We start from the raw sequence: 17,496 nt of genomic DNA, 5'->3' as shown, positions 1-17,496 counted from the left end.
TATAGACAAGTGCTTATAGGAATGCCCCTTCTCAAAAAAAATCTGGTTGCAGCTTCCCCCGGCTCAACCAGTACAAAAATGCCCGCTCTGCTAACAAGATCCGTTTAACTAGCAAGATCAGCCAAACGGGCATCTAAAAACAAGAAACGCTTTTCCCTTTTGGTGGCCCCGCGCCACCTTTTTTGTTTTGGCTATTGGGATAAGAACCATAAAAACGCCACACGTCACATATGCACGTGTGGCTTATAAACCAATAAACTCTACTTCCGATTAGTGGCTCAAGATCACCTGATTTCGCCCTGAATGCTTCGCTTGATATAAGGCTTCATCAGCGCGGGCAATGGTCTCTGTCACCCGCTCTTGTTTCATCTCGGCAATGCCGATACTGCAAGTGAGAGAATCCCCATGAATCCAAAGATGTTGGCTAACCAAAAGTCGGATTTTCTCTGCCTTTCTCTGCGCTTCGCCAGCTTCGGTTTCAGGGCAAAAAACAATAAACTCTTCACCACCCCAACGTACAAGTTTGTCCGTCGCACTGATAGAGCTGCCAACCACCATACTGAATTCACGCAAGATATGATCACCCATCAGGTGTCCGTATTTGTCATTCACACTTTTAAAGTAGTCAATGTCCAGGTAGATCATACTTAACTTGCCGTGGCCTTGCTTCACCTGTTGCGACTGCATTTTCAACCAATCACGAATCGCGTGTCGGTTAAGTATCCCTGTCAATTCATCACGATGAGCCTTTTCAGAAAACTCGAAGTTTTGCTCTCTCAATGCCCGATTGACGTTTTTTAAGTGATGGTGTCTTTTTTCAGCGATCGCGATACGTTTTCTTGAGCGGTGTAATTCTGAAAGCAGAAACACAGTGCCGGTACCCACCCAGATAAACAGCAAAATCAGGAACAGACTTTCAGCCGAAATATACGAACCCTCAAACTCAATACTTCGAATAATTATCCGATGGTGACCTAATTTAGCACCAGAAGCAGTAGCAAACTCAACCATGTTCACATTTGAAAACTCGGGGGCTGAATGCTCTAACGCAACCTCGTTATCCGCTAACCACCACGTCATGACTTGCAAGTTTTTGATCGGGATCTCGATCACGCCACCATCGATTCCTGGAGAGAACTCCATCCCATTGTACTTATGTGTGTACTCATCATCGGGAACCGAATAAGCAGGATTGTAATTACGTAGGTACGTTCTCAGACGACCACTAGAATCAGCCTTCGCATGGTAATCAATATTGACTCTAAAGGTGTGGTACTGCGAAAGGTCAAGGCCAGTGGTTATGTCTGGGCTAATACGAATCGATAGCCCACAATAAGGCCAAGGATATTCGGATTTTTTAAGCTCACAATCGAGAATATACTGCCCATTTTCATAGGACAATTGGGAGGTACTGACTCCTCTATCAACTTGATCGCTGGTCGCGATAAATTCATATTGTTCAGGAGTAATTGTTGTTATCACACGATTTCCACTTACCTGGTAATACTGCACAATGGCAAGTGTTGCGATAACTAGAAAGATAACAATTTTATGAATCCACTTCACATCTAAGCTTCCGGCTTTTGGTCCCTATAGTTGGGATTTGACGATATAAACAAGCAAAATTAATCATTAGATTGCATACTAACAATTGACTTAAAAACGTTATATCACACCTTAACAAAATGTCATACTATAATTTAGATGGCGGATTTCCACTCAATTATTCACTGCAATAATCAAGTAATATTGCGTATAAATAGAGGCTCTATTTGTTATACTCATCGCATAATCATCGTTAACCGTAGCGACTGCTTACAAGGCGTTCGAGTCGACGAAATAATAATCAAAATACAACGAGTAATGTCATGTCTTTATTAGCAAAAGGAACACTCAAGAAAATGAGTGCTTCCCTTGATGGTACGGTTACCTACCGTTTACCTGTAGGGGAAGAGTTTGTAGAGCTAAACCCTCTGATTGGAAAAACCATCAACCTTACCCACACTGGTAATATTTTTTGTTGTTCGTGTGGTAAGAAAACTAAGAAAAGCTACTCTCAAGGTCACTGCTTTGTGTGCATGAAAAAGCTAGCGAGCTGCGATATGTGCATAATGAAGCCGGAGACTTGCCACTACGATCAAGGCACTTGTCGTGAACCTCAATGGGGTGTAGAAAATTGCTTCGTCGATCACTTCGTTTACCTGTCGAACACATCAAGCCTTAAGGTTGGAATCACTCGCCATACACAAATCCCTACCCGTTGGATTGATCAAGGAGCCACTCAAGGCCTACCTATTTTGAAGGTAAAAACACGTCAGATCTCTGGCCTTATTGAAGTCGAATTAGCAAAACACATCGCCGATAAAACCAACTGGCGCACGCTGCTAAAAGGCGACGGTGACGATATGGAGTTGGTTGAAAAAGCCAAAGAACTATTGCCACTTGTAGAAGATAAGATTCAAGAGATCAGAGCGAAGTTTGGTGATGATGCTATCGAGGTGCTCAGTGAGAGCATTACTTCATTGAGCTACCCAGTTGAACAGCACCCTGTGAAAATTGTATCGCACAACTTTGATAAGAACCCTGAAGTGACGGGCGTACTTCAAGGCATTAAAGGTCAATACCTTATCCTAGATACTGGCGTGATTAACATCCGTAAATTTGGTTCTTACGAAGTGGAAGTGTCTGCCTAATTTATAGAACTTAAACGTTTCTTATAGTGAGAAGCGTTCAGTTAATAGCCAAAAACTAAAATGCCCTCAAGTGATGACTTGAGGGCATTTTTTGTTGTCGATTCTATTCGCTTTCGATGACGGTTTTAGGCGTTAAAGCGCGACTACATCTCCGTCTACACAATTCTTGCCATTGGCTTTCGCGCGATAAAGAGATTGGTCGGTTAAATTCACGAGTGCGTCAATAGTGACACCGTCTTCACACGCTCGGCTATCGCTGATTCCGATACTCACGCTAGAGTTAAAACGAATTTGTTCACCCACTTTGAACTCGACTTGATTGAACTGTTGGCGAATCTCTTCTGAAACTTCGAGAGCTGTTTCAAGAGACGTATTGGGGATAAATAGAATGAACTCTTCACCACCCCAACGGCCTGCTACTCCACCAACTTTCTCGGCATTACGCTTGGTTATGCTAGCTAAAGCACAAATTACCTCATCACCTACCATATGACCATAAGTGTCATTAATCGACTTGAAGTCATCGATATCTAGTAGCATACAGACAAGGTAGTTTTTAGAGAACATGTGCTCTCTTAACCATTCATAAATCGCCCTACGATTAAGCAGATCCGTCATTTCATCGTAATTCGCTTGGTGAACCAACTGCTTCTCCAACATCACCTTTTGAGTCACATCTTCGAGTACCACTTGAACGGCCCGCTGACCTTTCCAAGTAATTGCATTATCGTAAATATTAAAGAAGCGATGAACACCGTCAAAGCCAATGTTTTCAACCACGGTACTGGTTCCCGACAACTCACCCGACACGATCGCTTGATAGTGTTTATAGATGCCGTCGCTATTCTGCTGTAGCACTAAGTCAAGAATCGAATCCAGCGCTAAGACTTGATCTATGGAAGATCCACCTTGCAGTTTTACCCAGGATTGATTGACCATCAACGGTTTGAAATCTCGGTGAACCAAGATGCCCTGCCCTGATTGCATGATCATGTCGTGATACATCTTATCTTGCTCACGCACTGCATTTTGCAGCTGAATCGCAGGGGAAAGATCGATAACCGTGACTTGCAGTGCAGGTCTTCCCAGCCACTCCGTCACATGATCGATAGAAAACACGGTAAACTCTCGGCCATTGCGATCAACATTGGTATAGGTGTGAACCTGAGGATCTCGTTGACCACTGACCGTTTCGAGGTAATTTTGATAGGCTAAAACATGGTACTCTTCTGAGATGAGATCTAGAAAGCTATCGATATCAGAAAGTAGTTCTTCCGGTGATTGGTATCCATAGATGCGAGCATAGTTAGCGTCAACACTCACTACATTCATATCTTGAATCGTTATTACACCGTACGTGGATTCGAAATTTATTGAAGACATTGCCAACTCCGCATTCTCGCTACACTTCATAAGCCGAAGCATAACAACACATCCTGCCAACGCTTCCACACAATCTATCACGCGTTAGGGACATTAATATGATATCTAGTATATCGTACTGCTTTAGGCTTCTCTACAACTCAATCGTAAGCGTAAGTCATCAAAAGTAGACAAATAGCACCTTCTTATTACGCACATCAAAAAACAACAAGGATATTGTATAGCTATGTAAGCATTATCTATTCGGTTATTCATTCCAATCGGAAAAATAAGAAACTAAGAAGTCGATAGCCAGCCTTGCTCTCTGTGGAAGAAAGCGACGGTTTTGATATACGATCCAACTGCTTGTACCTGCTCCCCAATATTCTTCTAGCACTGGAACGAGCTTCCCATTGGCAAGACCGCCATTGAAGCTGCTTTTGGGAAGATAAACAATGCCAAGCCCTTCTTCACAAGCTTTAAGTACCGCACTCGAGTTATTGCTTTTCCAACGCCCATGTACGCGCACCGCGTTTAACGGTTTTCCATCTTTCTCAAACAACCACTGATCACTGTTGGCAATAATACAGCTGTGCCACTTCAACTGTTCAGGCTGTGTTGGAGAACCGAATTGATCGATGTAGTTCTGACTCGCGGCCGCTGCCATTGGCCGATCCACCAGCTTCCTTGCCACCAAACCAGAATCATCTAACCGACCATAACGAATCGCGAAATCAATACCATCTTCAATAAAGTTAACCATATTGGTATTGAAGTTCATTTCGATAGTGAGATCAGGGTGGTCTTTGGCAAATTCCATCAGCGCCGCGGCAGCATGATTTTCAGCAAACGCACCCGCAGCACTCACGCGTAATGTACCGCTCAACTGAGCTTGTTGAGATGTGACTTGTTCATTCGCCTGTTGCAGCCCAATAACCAGATCTTTGCATTGCTGATAATACGTATGCCCAGACTCCGTCAAACTTACCATACGAGTGGATCGAGCCAGTAAAGCCACGCCTACCCGCTCTTCTAATCTCGATACTTGGCGGCTGACATGGCTGGTACTGCAACCAAGTTGTTTCGCGGCCGCAGAAAAGCCGTGACACTCCGCTACGGCAACAAATTCATTAATACCTTCAAAGCTATCCATACTTCACCTGTTAACGTCTAACGAATTCACATTCGACTAATTCACATCCGACTATTGCTATATAGCAATAATGTTTTGCCTATTCGGCATATTATCACTCAAATGGTTTACTACTAGTATTACAGGTAACGAAACAGCGGCATCTCAATTGAAAACTTTGGTTTTCTAAATAAAAACCACGATGCCTAAAGCAAAACAACGACGCTGAAACCAAACAAACGTGCTCAAAGGGACGAATCATGAAAAAAATACTAATACCTGTAACTAACCACGCAACACTAGGCGATACAGATCAAGCGAACGGTACTTACGCGCCTGAACTGACTCATGCACTGAAAGAGATCATTGCTGCGGGTTTTGAGTACGACATCGCGTCTATCAAGGGTGGTAAAGGCCCATTGTACGGAACCGATATTGAATGTGATTCAGTAAACGCCGAGATCCTGGCTGATGATGACTTCCAGAACCGCATTAATAACACGATTCCTGTAAGCCAAATTAACGTAGAAAGCTACGATGCTATCTTCTACCCAGGTGGTTTCGGTTTGCTTTCTGACTTAGCAACCGACGAGCAATTCGCAGCTATTACGGCTAAGCACTATGAAGATGGCGGTGTGATCGCATCAGTATGTCACGGCCCAGCAGCACTGCTTCCGATTGTCCTGAGCAACGGGGAGAAGTTACTGAGCTCTAAATCTGTGACTGGTTTTACACGTGAAGAAGAAATCGACTTTGGCACCATCAATGACATTCCGTTCTTATTGGAAGAATCTCTTGCTCGTAGCGCAGCGCGTTTCAACAAGGTTCAACCTTGGCATGAGCTTGTAATTGTTGATGAGCGAGTGATTACCGGCCAAAACCCAACCAGTGCTCACGCAGTAGGTGCAGCTCTCGTTAAGCAGTTGTCTTAGTTAAGTCATGGAGTTAATCGATTAACGGTTTTAGTCTTAGTAACCGTCCTAATAGAATAACTGCCGTTAAACAGATATAAGCTCAATCAAACAAAAAAGAGCATACTTCCTACTCAATATTATTGAGAGAAGTATGCTCTTTTCTAATTTTGTCGCTATTAAAGTACTAGTGACTTCTTGCTAATTACTCCAGCTAGTGGCTTCGCAAGATCCCTTCAAGCACATTAAACAACAAGTCGATCTCTTCAATCGAGTTGTAATGCATACAACCAATACGCACCACGCCCTGCTCTTCAATACCCAATTGCTTTACCAATCCTAGTGCGTAGAAGTGACCATTCCACACACAGATATTATGCTCACCCAACTTCTTGGCGATGAACTCTGGAGAATGGTTCTCAAAGGTAATCGCAAAGGTTGGGGTTCTTAGGTTCGAATCAAATTCGGTTTTTCCGTAAAGCTTTGCCCCTTCAAGATCGGACAAGCGTTTAAGGAAGTACTCACTGAGTTGGCTTTCATGCTTATTATACAGCGCGTAGCTTTGCTCTAAACGAGAACGCAATGAATCGGCTGGATCACCTAACTGCGCCAAGTAATCTACCGCCGCAATCACACCGGCAAGGCCTTCGAAGCTTTGCGTACCTGTCTCAAATCGACCTGGGCCGATATTGGTTGCAGGCTCAACCTTGTAAGGCTTTAACGTGTGTAGCCATTGAGGCGCAACATAAGCAATGCCCACATGCGGGCCGAAGAACTTATACGCTGAACACGCTAAGAAATCACAATTCAGTTGCTGAACATCAATCAAATGATGCGGTGCGTAATGCACGGCATCGACATAAACCTGCGCGCCATGCTGATGTGCAAGCTCAATAACTTTTGCCATGTCGACAATCGAGCCTGTCGTGTTCGAAGCAAACGTCACCGCGACAAGCTTGGTTTTCTCGTTAAGCAGCGATTCAAAATGCGCCATATTCAAACTGCAATCCGACTCGTCTACGCGAACTTGGCGAACAATCGCGCCTTTGTCGTCTGCCGCTTGCTGCCAGCTCGAAACATTCGAGTAATGATCTAACGCCGTGACGATAACTTCATCGCCCTCTTTCCAATCGCGGCTGATCGCTCGGCTAAGTTGGAAGGTCAACGATGTCATGTTCGCACCGAACACAACGTTGCCAGAAGATTCAGCATTAAGCAGTGCTTGCGCCGCTTCTCGCGCTTTCTGCATTAAGCTCGTCGTCTTTTGGCTAGAAAAATAGTGGCCGCCTAGGTTTGAATTGAAATGTCCTAGGTATTCGGTCATCGAAGCTAAAACATTTTCTGGCACCTGAGATCCACCTGGCCCATCAAAAAAGGTCACAGGCTTGCCGTTATGATATTGGCCTAAAGCACTAAACTGTTGGCGCACATCATTAAGAGTGAAGGACATTGCGCGCATCCTTAGCTGTTAGAACAAACACATCCATATAGCCCATCTCATCGTGGTCTATGGTGCGAATCGGTTGTGCATTGTGCCAAAGCTTACTGTCTGCCAGCATCGCAACCTCGCCATCGCCCAACACCTTTCTAAAGAATGGCGCTTCATGTGAATCTTGATACAGCATGATTTCACCGCCCACAATGTTGTGACGGTTCACACCGATCAAAGCGATATGGTCAAAACCATCTTGGTGGACACCTTCAGGGGCAACCTGAGTTTCTTCAAAAATAGCGGCAATGCGGATCTGATGAATTTCGATTTCTTGCCCGTCTTCAAGCCCGTTGGTTTCAATAAACAGTTCACACATCTCTTGCATGCCTTCGCTGCTTAGAATATTCGCTTCAATCGGCTCGAACTGACGAACAACATCACCTTGAAAGTGATTAATGTTTTCAGACTGAACAAAGTTATGTTTGTCTAGCTCAACGACTTGTCCATTACTGAATTCAACCACTGAGTACCTTCTCAATCGGAACTGGCCATCTGCATGCTCTGTGCTTGGTAGCTTAGAGAATGAAGGTGACAACTCCTTAACTGCATGGTTACTGAGGTGGGTAATATGTAGGGTATTTTCGTGAGCATGTAACATCATCGACTCCTTAATGATTGTTAATTAACTTTCGATATTTAACGTTTTATTTACATAAAGGATACTTGAAGATCTTGCCAAATCAACATTAAACAATCATTTATCCCGTCAGATTTAATAATTCAGACACTAAATCCAATCTAGAAATAAAAAGCAGTGTATAACACCAGAATAAAAGATGACCAACTCTTAAAACTAGCACACTCCACTAGCCAGTTATAAATACCTACAATTTAAATAATAACGATATTATTAACTAGAAAGACAAGTTTCATATTGTGTCGGCCCTTTCACTTCAATACGCCAGCCTCCTTGCATGAACTCAGGCACCACGGTTGCCACATTCATTTCTATGATTTGCACATCGAAATACGATCTACCTATCAGTTGCCAAACTATTGATTATTTACACAACAAACTGAAATTGGTTAATTTATCAGTAAGCCAGAAACCAAACGCCTTTGCTTGCGCGTCTGGAACAGGTCGAGTTCGGGGGGAACTCGGCCGCCCTTAAATCAATTTGTGTTTTTTCGCTAGCATTACATTTAGGTATTCCACCTTAATTCCTTATCTTTTTAGTTCTTCAAATTTGTCGTTAAATGCGCTCAAGACACAATCTTAAATTTTATTTAACTCAGATACATCAACCCTTTCACTAGAAGAGTCTCTGGTTCTTGTAAAGCTCAATATAAAACGAGTCTATGCTTTAGTGCGAACACTCGTGTAGTAAATATGGTGATATGTTAAGGCTAATAAAATTTTTGTTCACAGTATGTTGATACTTCGGATTGCATCATTGCTAACCTAAGCCAAGAATAGTAAATTCGCGATCAGGTTTAGGCTCGACATCAAAGTTATTTATGAGGGCATTAACATCGACTAGATAAGTGGAACCAACAAACACCGCTTCAATCGTGTAGGTACGAGCTTTTGTTCCTATAACTTTAATGTGTGGTAATCGCTTACCACCATCAAAAAAGGTCGAGAGGATATTGAGATTATGCCCGCTCCATATAGCGTACCTGGACTGTTATTTGCACGTCAAAAATCCACTAACTACAGAAAAATAAAAATTAGGCAATGACAATAAAATTAGTTATGGAATTGGACGCTCAGGCCCTGTTCGCACTCCACACCAAAATCATGCGATCTTAGAACCGCGTTTCATTCTGGTGGTTGATTTAGAGATCGTCCGAGAACGTTTATATACAAAAAATTAAAGACGTACAGCTCAAGTAGTGTATCATTCCCAGTTCGATTATCACCTTGTAACGTCCCTATGCTATTCAGTTCTATAAATTTCATATTCATCTTTTTACCCATCTGCTTTTGTATATATTTCATACTAGCAAAGTATCGACTATATACTTGTGCGAAGATGTGGTTAGTGGTTGCTAGTCTTATATTTTATGCTAGATGGGAGCCATCCTACCTTCCCATAATTCTCGGCTCGTTGGCATTCAACTTTGCTTTAGGAAGTCATCTAATCAAGAAAGATAAAGGCATTAAAAAGTCGTCTCTTTTGGCTTTTGGAGTGATAACAAACATAGCTTTACTTGGCTACTTTAAGTACACCAACTTTATTATTGGGAATGTGAATTTATTATTATCCCAGCCATTGGAAAATACTAACATCGCTCTTCCACTCGCTATTAGTTTTTTCACATTTCAGCAAATAGCGTACTTAGTTGACAGCTACAGAAAAGAAACTAAAGAATATGACCTCTTGAACTACTCGCTATTTGTGACTTTTTTCCCACAATTAATTGCGGGTCCGATAGTTCATCATAAAGAAATGATGCCGCAATTTAATTCAAAATGGAATCTTGCTCCTAGAAGAAAAAACATCTCGCTTGGTTTATTTATATTTTCTATCGGCTTATTTAAGAAAATTGCCATAGCTGATACATTTTCTATATGGGCTGATGCAGGGTTCTATAACTCCGCGACATTATCATTCTACGAAGCTTGGCTAACGAGCTTGAGCTACTCTTTTCAGTTGTACTTTGACTTCAGTGGTTACTGCGATATGGCGATGGGTGCTGCGTTGCTATTTAATATAAAGCTACCAATCAACTTTAACTCGCCTTATAAATCATTAGATATCCAAGACTTTTGGCGTAGATGGCACATAACATTAGGAAGGTTCCTTAAGGATTACATTTACATCCCTCTTGGTGGGAGTAAGAAAAAAGAACTAACGACTTACAGCAACCTTTTCATTACATTTCTAATTGGTGGGTTATGGCATGGTGCTAGCTGGATGTTTGTTATCTGGGGAGCGTTACATGGCATGGCTCTCGTATTGCACAGAATATGGAAATCTGTTGGCGGAAACATGCCAACATGGTTAGCTTGGCTGACAACGTTTATATTCATCAATATGACATGGGTCTTTTTTAGGGCGGAAAACCTTACAACCGCCGTAAACCTATTATCTAGTATGATCGGGCTCAATCTAATCGACAAACCAATAGAGGGAATACCTTCTAACAAATTGTCATGGATTGGCACTAATTTTGACCTTCTATTTGGTATTCTTCCTAATATGGTAGCCGTAAATGCAATCCCATTCTCTACCATCTCTTTTTCTTTTTATCTATTGTCTAAAACTAATTCATATGAATTGATACAAAGAGGTGTTGGGATCGGAAAAATGATTTCAGCGGCCTTTTTGTTTGCAGCATCCATTTACATTATCAGAAGCTCATCTTCAAGTGTGTTTCTATATTTCAACTTTTAATAAGGAAAATCTCATTGAACAATAGAGTCAACATTAAAATATTTTTCTTATTAATCAGTGTTATTTTATCAATACTGCCGATTGTAAATATTTTTTCAGGTGGATTTACAAAGGAAAATCTAACTAATACAAAGTTCCTTTATTCACTTGATGTTATTGAAGGGAAAATAAACCCATATTTAGTTCCTCTAGGGGTAAGCATCAAACCTAACTCCGTTGTTGTTGGGAAAGATGGGTGGTTCTTTTTAGGCGATGACCACCAAAAAACAATTTCAGCTTACCGTACAGGCTTTCAAACTGTAGAAGTTCAGGAACGCTCAGCAGTAATCATAGAATCACAGACACTCTGGAAAAAGTACTTTCAAAAGAACGGTGTAACAGACTATAAAATATTAGTCGGGCCAAATAAGAGTACAATTTACAACGAATATCTACCTCTATGGGCAAAAACCAGTAGCGAATCGATATCGCATACGCTGTATGACAATGATATCTACATCGACATCAGGCATACAATATCTGACGTTATAAATACTCAAGATTTATACTACAAGACTGATACGCATTGGAATTATTACGGTGCGGGAGTTGCTTTCAATGAGTTTATGTTACGAATCAATAATGAAGGCCTAGTTTTACCTCCTCTTAATTGGAGTAATGTCATACGGAATGATTCATATATCCATGGTGACCTTACAAGATTTCTCCGAGTTGGCAGTCTATATTCTGATCCTAATCCAATAACAGAAGCAAACAATTTACAGTTAAGTCATATCATAAGTGATTACAACAAAGATTCGGTGGTATACAAAGGCACAGCACCATTATATGGGCATAGGGATGACCTGTACTTAATCACAACACCAAAGGCACTCAATAACAAAAAAGTATTATGGTTAAGTGATTCATACGGGAACGCTTTAGCTCCTTATATGACAGCTACCTTTAGCCATATCTTGAAGCAAAACTGGAGTAAACTTTTAGGTACACAAGCGCTCGAACAGTTAATTCAAGAATGGAAACCGGATTACGTTTTTGTCACAGTTGTTGAACGCTATTCACTTGATGATTTATTCCAAGCACCTCCACCAATACAACCGTAACCAATATTGACTGGTACTTTCACAAGCCCCACTTGTGGAAGTACCAGTCAAATCAACTTGAAGGTGATGGTTTGAGCACTTAATAAGCCTCAATAAATGCTTTCTGTTTATTTTCATCAAGCTTATGAGGCACGCCTTTCGGCATTTTGTAACTGATACCATTTATTCATCCCGACAACACTATATTGCACGCGATAAGCAGTTAAAACATGAGCAATAATCTTCTACGTATGATGATATGTACCCACGGTTAGGTGTGAAATCAAGCTTTGGGGTTGTTGCTCAGATAAGTAACTTCTTGAACCACCATTTTTAGGCTTGAGCTTCTTCGATAGTGAATTGTCTTTGAGATGCTGTCTAACCGTTGTTTCATGGGTAAGCAGTGCATCGGCAATTCCTTCAGGACTCTAACCGTTACTAGCATTGAATACAGCTTTGATACCATCGCGAGTTGTATCGTGTTGGTTAATCAACATAATTTTTTATTCATTGGATAGAGTTATTTTCATGTCACCGAGCATGATCTTGATTTTGGCTAAAATCAAGCAACTTCAGTGGTCACGGCTATATCTGTAGTGGCCCACTAATATTGACTACGATCTTAGAATTTAACCAGAACAATCTTCTGACTCATTGGGTGTCAAACCACCGTTGTATTGGTGCGAGCAGAGCTGACAATAATAAACTATAACGATTAATTACACTTCAGCCCTTGTTTAACCTTTTATTGCCTCCATATTTTCCATACAATCCTAAGCGATTATAAATAAAAACAATTTCAATTTCGGAGTCCTCATGAGCGACGTAAAGCACTGTAATTTATTGATTCTTGGTTCTGGCCCTGCTGGCTATACAGCTGCAGTTTACGCTGCTCGTGCAAACCTAAACCCAGTACTTGTTACCGGTATGCAGCAAGGTGGTCAGCTTACAACCACTACAGAAGTGGAAAACTGGCCGGGTGATGCTGAAGGTTTAACGGGTCCAGCTCTAATGGATCGCATGAAAGAGCACGCAGAGCGCTTTGAAACAGAGATCCTGTTCGACCACATTAACGAAGTCGACCTATCTAACCGCCCTTTCCGTCTTAAAGGCGATTCTGGCGAGTACACGTGTGATGCATTGATCATCTCAACGGGTGCATCAGCTAAGTACCTAGGTTTAGATTCTGAAGAAGCATTCAAAGGCCGCGGCGTTTCTGCTTGTGCAACGTGTGATGGTTTCTTCTACCGTAACCAGAAAGTTGCAGTTGTGGGTGGTGGTAACACCGCTGTTGAAGAAGCACTTTACCTGTCTAACATCGCGTCTGAAGTTCACCTTGTTCACCGCCGTGACACGTTCCGCGCTGAAAAGATCCTAGTGAAGCGTTTAATGGACAAAGTAGAGAACGGCAATATTGTTCTTCACACTGACCGCACGCTAGACGAAGTTCTGGGCGACGACATGGGCGTAACTGGCGTTCGTATTAAAGATACTCAGTCTGATAAGACAGAAGATATCGAAGTAATGGGCGCGTTCATTGCTATCGGTCACCAGCCAAACACTGAAATCTTCAAAGGCCAAGTCGACATGAAAGATGACTACATCATTGTTCAGTCTGGTCTTGAAGGTAACGCAACGCAAACCAGCATCCCAGGCGTGTTCGCTGCAGGTGACGTAATGGACCACAACTACCGCCAAGCAATCACTTCTGCTGGTACAGGTTGTATGGCTGCACTGGATGCTGAACGCTTCCTAGATGGCCTTAACGATAAGTAAATCTGAGATTGCAGATTTGATTATCGGTGCTCTCGCCTCAGTAGATGCAGGGCGTCATCACATTTTGTTGTAAATCCCTAGAGCCCAGTGGTATATCCACTGGGCTTTCTTTTGTATACTAGCCGCCCTCAACAAATAATAATTATCATTAAGCCTTCATAATGGATAAGAAAAAACAACGCAGCTTGAACAAGTGGCTTAAGCAACAGAGTAAGTTAGCGAAACGCTGGCTTATGATTGCGATTAGCCTTGGCGTACTTTCAAGCGTGTTCTTAATTGCTCAAGCAGCTCTTCTCGCCTCTATTCTTCACCAGCTGATCATCGAGAATGTCGATAAATCTGAACTGGTTGGTCATTTCGCAGGCTTGGCATTATCGGTCGTTGGCCGTGCTGGCTGTACATGGGGACGTGAAATCGCAGGTTATCGCTGTGGTGAACAGATCCGGGTCTACATCAGGCAACTCATCCTAGATAAACTACGTGAGTTAGGCCCTGCTTACATTAAAGGTAAACCTGCCGGTACGTGGGCAACGCTGTTGCTAGAACAAGTAGAAGACATGCAAGACTTCTTCTCTCGTTACCTGCCTCAGATGTCTTTATCGGTAATGATTCCATTCATTATTTTGGTTGTGGTGTTCCCAGTCAACTGGGCAGCAGGACTGATCTTCTTGATTACAGCTCCACTGGTGCCGATGTTCATGGCACTTGTGGGTATGAAAGCCGCCGATGCGAACCGTAAAAACTTCAAAGCGCTACAGCGCCTTTCAGGTCACTTTTACGACCGCTTGCAGTCAATGACGACTATCCGTCTATTTGACCGCACCAACGCTGAAACAGAAGTACTTAAAGGTGCATCTGAAGTGTTCAGAACGCGTACCATGGATGTGTTGAAAATTGCTTTCTTGTCTTCTGCGGTACTTGAGTTCTTCACGTCGATCTCTATCGCGATGACGGCTGTTTACTTTGGTTTCACCTACATCGGTGAGCTTAACTTCGGTCACTACGGTGTTGGCATTACGCTATTCGCTGGTTTGTTCATCCTTATCTTGGCGCCAGAGTTTTACCAACCTCTGCGTGATTTAGGTACTTTTTACCACGCGAAGCAACAAGCGGTTGGTGCAGCCGAAAGTATTGTCGAGTTCTTAGAAACCGACATCACTAAGGTTAAATCAGGCGACACTCAACTCGATCCGGCTCAAGGCATCAATATTGAAGCTACGGACCTAAAAGTGTTAAGCCCTGAAGGTGTTCAATTAGTTGGTCCTATCTCGTTCGCATTGAACACTCGCCAATCAACTGCGTTAGTTGGCCCAAGTGGTGCGGGTAAAACGAGTTTGATCAACGCCATTCTTGGTTTCATGCCTTATGAAGGAAGCTTGAAAATCAATGGTATTGAATTGCGTGACTTAGACTTAGCCTCTTGGCGTAAAACGATTAGTTGGGTGGGTCAAAACCCATTGTTGTTGCACGGCAACATTCGTGACAACGTCACTCTAGGTAAGCACGATATTGCTGACCAAGTTGTCGAGAATGCACTTGATCAATCATTTGCTAGCGAGTTCGTTAACGAGCACGGCTTGGATTACATGATTTCTGATCGCTCTGGTGGCCTGTCTGTTGGTCAATCTCAGCGTTTAGCTTTGGCTCGCGCAATGATTCAAGACGGTCAGTTCTGGTTATTAGATGAACCAACAGCAAGTCTAGATACTCGTAGTGAACAGTTAGTGATGAAAGGCATCAATAGCAACATTGAAAGCCGCACTGCCCTGCTTGTGACGCACCAACTCGCTCCTCTTAAATCAGTCGATAATATTCTGGTTATGCGCGATGGTGGTCTGGTTGAACAAGGTCATTACTCTCAGCTTTCAACTGCGGGTGGTTTGTTTGAAGAGATGCTGAACGCAAACTTAGCTCAACAAGATAATAAGGGTAATTTAGATGCGTGATTTACTGCCTTACCTGAAACTCTATAAAAAGCATTGGTTTGGCCTATCGCTAGGCATGCTATTGGCTTTTGCTACTCTGTCGGCTTCTATCGGCTTGTTAACGCTATCGGGTTGGTTCATTTCAGCTTCTGCGGTTGCAGGCCTTACGATTGCACGAGAAACCTTCAACTACATGCTGCCGGGCGGCGGTGTACGTGGTTTGGCAATGAGCCGTACTGCGGGTCGTTGGGGTGAACGTGTTGTCAGCCACAATGCAACATTCAAACTGTTAACTGATTTACGTATCTTCTTCTTCAAGAAGCTGGCTCCGCTAATCCCAGGTCGTATCTCAAACCTTCGTGATGCTGACCTTCTCAACCGCTTGGTTGCTGATGTCGACGCCATGGATCACGTGTACTTACGTTTAGTAAGCCCAGTGACGGTGGGTGTGTTCGGGATTTTCTTCCTGACTCTGTTCTTGATGTGGTTCGATAGCTCACTAGGTTTGCTCTTAGGTTCTATCCTTCTGATCATGCTGTTGGTTTGGCCAATCTTGTTCTACAAGCTAGGTAAACGTAACGGCGGTGAACTGACACAGAACAAAGCAGACCTTCGTGTGACTACGCTAGATTGGATTGAAGGCTACAGCGAACTGACTCTATTCGGTGCAGAAGAACGTTACCGTAATGCGATTCTAGAAACACAGCAGAAGCTGATGGCGAATCAGTTTGTGAATGCCAACCTAACCGGTATGGCGTCAGCTGCACTGATGCTGTTCAACGGTTTGACGCTTGTTCTTATGCTTTGGCTTGCGGCTGACGGTGTGGGTGGTAATGCACCAGACCCGTTCATCGCGTTAATGGCATTCGCAACTATGGCAAGCTTCGAACTATTAATGCCAATCGCAGGCGCGTTCCAGCATTTAGGTCAAACTCTGTCTTCTGCTCGTCGCTTGAACGAAGTGATTCTGTCGGAGCCTGAAGTTCAGTTTGCTGAAGAGAAACTCGACATCAACAAGCCGCTTGATATTACGTTCTCAAACGTGACGTTCAACTACCCTGATTCTGAGCGAAGTGTTCTGAACGCTGTTGACCTAACGATCCCTGCCACGAACAAGGTTGCGATTGTTGGTCAAACGGGTTCTGGTAAATCGACTCTGATTCAGCTTCTGACTCGCTACTGGGATCCTAAAAAGGGCTACATCTCAATCGCGGGCATTGAACTAACACAATGGAACGAGTCACAACTGCGTGAATCAATCAGTGTGGTAAGCCAGCGTGTCGACATCTTGAATGGCAGCCTACGCGACAACTTGTTGATTGCGAAACCAGATGCCAACGATGAGCACCTAGCTAACATCCTTAAAGACGTTGGTCTAGAAAAGCTGCTTGAGAATGACGGTCTTGATAGCTGGTTGGGTGACGGTGGTCGTCAGCTGTCTGGTGGTGAGAAGCGCCGTATTGGTATCGCACGTGCCATTCTTCATGATGCCCCTATCCTGCTTCTAGATGAGCCAACAGAAGGCTTAGATAAGCAAACAGAACACAGCATCATGGCGCTGTTCGAGAAGCACTTCGAAGGCAAGACGGTTATCTTCATTACGCACCGTTTGATTGGTCTGGAAACGATGGATTCTATCGTTCTGATTGAACAAGGTGAGATTGTAGAACACGGCTCTCACGAGAAACTGTTAAACGAAGAAGGACGTTACTTCCAACTTCGTCAGGCAATCTAGCTCCTCATAAGTTATAAAGAAAACGATTCAAAGCCCGAGTTTATACT

General features: G+C 43.0%; 14 protein-coding genes. 7 read left to right on the top strand and 7 right to left on the bottom strand.

Annotated elements, in window-relative coordinates; all coding sequences use genetic code 11:
* Positions 1 to 270 precede the first annotated feature (270 nt).
* Positions 271 to 1,566, bottom strand: coding sequence for a GGDEF domain-containing protein (locus ACED60_RS09385; RefSeq protein WP_102257343.1), 1,296 nt, complete (start codon positions 1,564 to 1,566; stop codon positions 271 to 273).
* 302 nt (positions 1,567 to 1,868) lie between these two features.
* Here ACED60_RS09385 and ACED60_RS09380 point away from each other — a divergent pair, with 302 nt between their 5' ends.
* A complete protein-coding gene (locus tag ACED60_RS09380) occupies positions 1,869 to 2,693 on the top strand; it encodes a DUF2797 domain-containing protein (protein WP_102257344.1) in 825 nt (274 codons plus the stop codon).
* Between the two features lie 132 nt (positions 2,694 to 2,825).
* On the opposite strand, the gene ACED60_RS09375 is transcribed toward ACED60_RS09380, so the two are convergent.
* Positions 2,826 to 4,076, bottom strand: coding sequence for a diguanylate cyclase (locus ACED60_RS09375; RefSeq protein WP_371727390.1), 1,251 nt, complete (start codon positions 4,074 to 4,076; stop codon positions 2,826 to 2,828).
* Between the two features lie 247 nt (positions 4,077 to 4,323).
* The gene (locus tag ACED60_RS09370) at positions 4,324 to 5,208 is read right to left on the bottom strand and encodes a LysR family transcriptional regulator (protein WP_371727389.1); all 885 of its coding nucleotides are present in this window, start codon (positions 5,206 to 5,208) and stop codon (positions 4,324 to 4,326) included.
* 239 nt (positions 5,209 to 5,447) lie between these two features.
* Between ACED60_RS09370 and ACED60_RS09365 the strand changes: the two genes are divergently transcribed.
* Positions 5,448 to 6,119 carry a type 1 glutamine amidotransferase domain-containing protein gene (locus ACED60_RS09365; protein WP_009846469.1) on the top strand — a complete coding sequence of 224 codons (672 nt, stop codon included), beginning with the start codon at positions 5,448 to 5,450 and terminating at the stop codon, positions 6,117 to 6,119.
* Positions 6,120 to 6,312: 193 nt separating this feature from the next.
* On the opposite strand, the gene ACED60_RS09360 is transcribed toward ACED60_RS09365, so the two are convergent.
* From ACED60_RS09360 to ACED60_RS09350, 3 genes are all read right to left on the bottom strand, one after another.
* The gene (locus ACED60_RS09360; RefSeq protein ID WP_009846468.1) at positions 6,313 to 7,548 is read right to left on the bottom strand and encodes a cysteine desulfurase-like protein; all 1,236 of its coding nucleotides are present in this window, start codon (positions 7,546 to 7,548) and stop codon (positions 6,313 to 6,315) included.
* Complete coding sequence (locus tag ACED60_RS09355; protein WP_009846467.1) at positions 7,532 to 8,188, bottom strand: 2OG-Fe dioxygenase family protein; 657 nt, start codon at positions 8,186 to 8,188, stop codon at positions 7,532 to 7,534. The genes ACED60_RS09360 and ACED60_RS09355 overlap by 17 nt, the downstream gene beginning before the upstream one ends.
* A 799-nt stretch (positions 8,189 to 8,987) precedes the next feature.
* The gene (locus ACED60_RS09350; protein WP_371727407.1) at positions 8,988 to 9,137 is read right to left on the bottom strand and encodes a DNA circularization N-terminal domain-containing protein; all 150 of its coding nucleotides are present in this window, start codon (positions 9,135 to 9,137) and stop codon (positions 8,988 to 8,990) included.
* A gap of 438 nt (positions 9,138 to 9,575) precedes the next feature.
* Here ACED60_RS09350 and ACED60_RS09345 point away from each other — a divergent pair, with 438 nt between their 5' ends.
* Together ACED60_RS09345 and ACED60_RS09340 are read left to right on the top strand one after the other, a co-directional pair.
* Positions 9,576 to 10,931 carry an MBOAT family protein gene (locus ACED60_RS09345; protein WP_276605731.1) on the top strand — a complete coding sequence of 452 codons (1,356 nt, stop codon included), beginning with the start codon at positions 9,576 to 9,578 and terminating at the stop codon, positions 10,929 to 10,931.
* 14 nt (positions 10,932 to 10,945) lie between these two features.
* A complete protein-coding gene (locus ACED60_RS09340; RefSeq protein ID WP_371727388.1) occupies positions 10,946 to 12,034 on the top strand; it encodes a hypothetical protein in 1,089 nt (362 codons plus the stop codon).
* 79 nt (positions 12,035 to 12,113) lie between these two features.
* On the opposite strand, the gene ACED60_RS09335 is transcribed toward ACED60_RS09340, so the two are convergent.
* Positions 12,114 to 12,179, bottom strand: a complete 66-nt coding sequence (locus ACED60_RS09335) for a hypothetical protein (protein ID WP_371727406.1) — start codon at positions 12,177 to 12,179, stop codon at positions 12,114 to 12,116.
* Between the two features lie 650 nt (positions 12,180 to 12,829).
* Here ACED60_RS09335 and trxB point away from each other — a divergent pair.
* The 3 genes from trxB to cydC all read left to right on the top strand — a co-directional run bounded on the left by trxB (position 12,830) and on the right by cydC (position 17,449).
* Positions 12,830 to 13,789 carry a thioredoxin-disulfide reductase gene (gene trxB, locus ACED60_RS09330; protein WP_004733400.1) on the top strand — a complete coding sequence of 320 codons (960 nt, stop codon included), beginning with the start codon at positions 12,830 to 12,832 and terminating at the stop codon, positions 13,787 to 13,789.
* 161 nt (positions 13,790 to 13,950) lie between these two features.
* Positions 13,951 to 15,735 (top strand): cysteine/glutathione ABC transporter permease/ATP-binding protein CydD, encoded by a 1,785-nt coding sequence (cydD, locus tag ACED60_RS09325; protein ID WP_371727387.1) that lies wholly within the window; start codon positions 13,951 to 13,953, stop codon positions 15,733 to 15,735.
* The gene (cydC, locus tag ACED60_RS09320) at positions 15,728 to 17,449 is read left to right on the top strand and encodes a cysteine/glutathione ABC transporter ATP-binding protein/permease CydC (RefSeq protein ID WP_371727386.1); all 1,722 of its coding nucleotides are present in this window, start codon (positions 15,728 to 15,730) and stop codon (positions 17,447 to 17,449) included. Before cydD ends, cydC begins: the two co-directional genes overlap by 8 nt.
* The last annotated feature ends 47 nt before the right edge of the window (positions 17,450 to 17,496 follow it).

Origin of the sequence: Vibrio sp. 1F279, from assembly GCF_041439815.1 — a bacterium.
In the GTDB taxonomy this organism is placed as follows: domain Bacteria; phylum Pseudomonadota; class Gammaproteobacteria; order Enterobacterales; family Vibrionaceae; genus Vibrio; species Vibrio tasmaniensis_A.
This window is presented reverse-complemented; position numbering and strand designations above follow the sequence as displayed.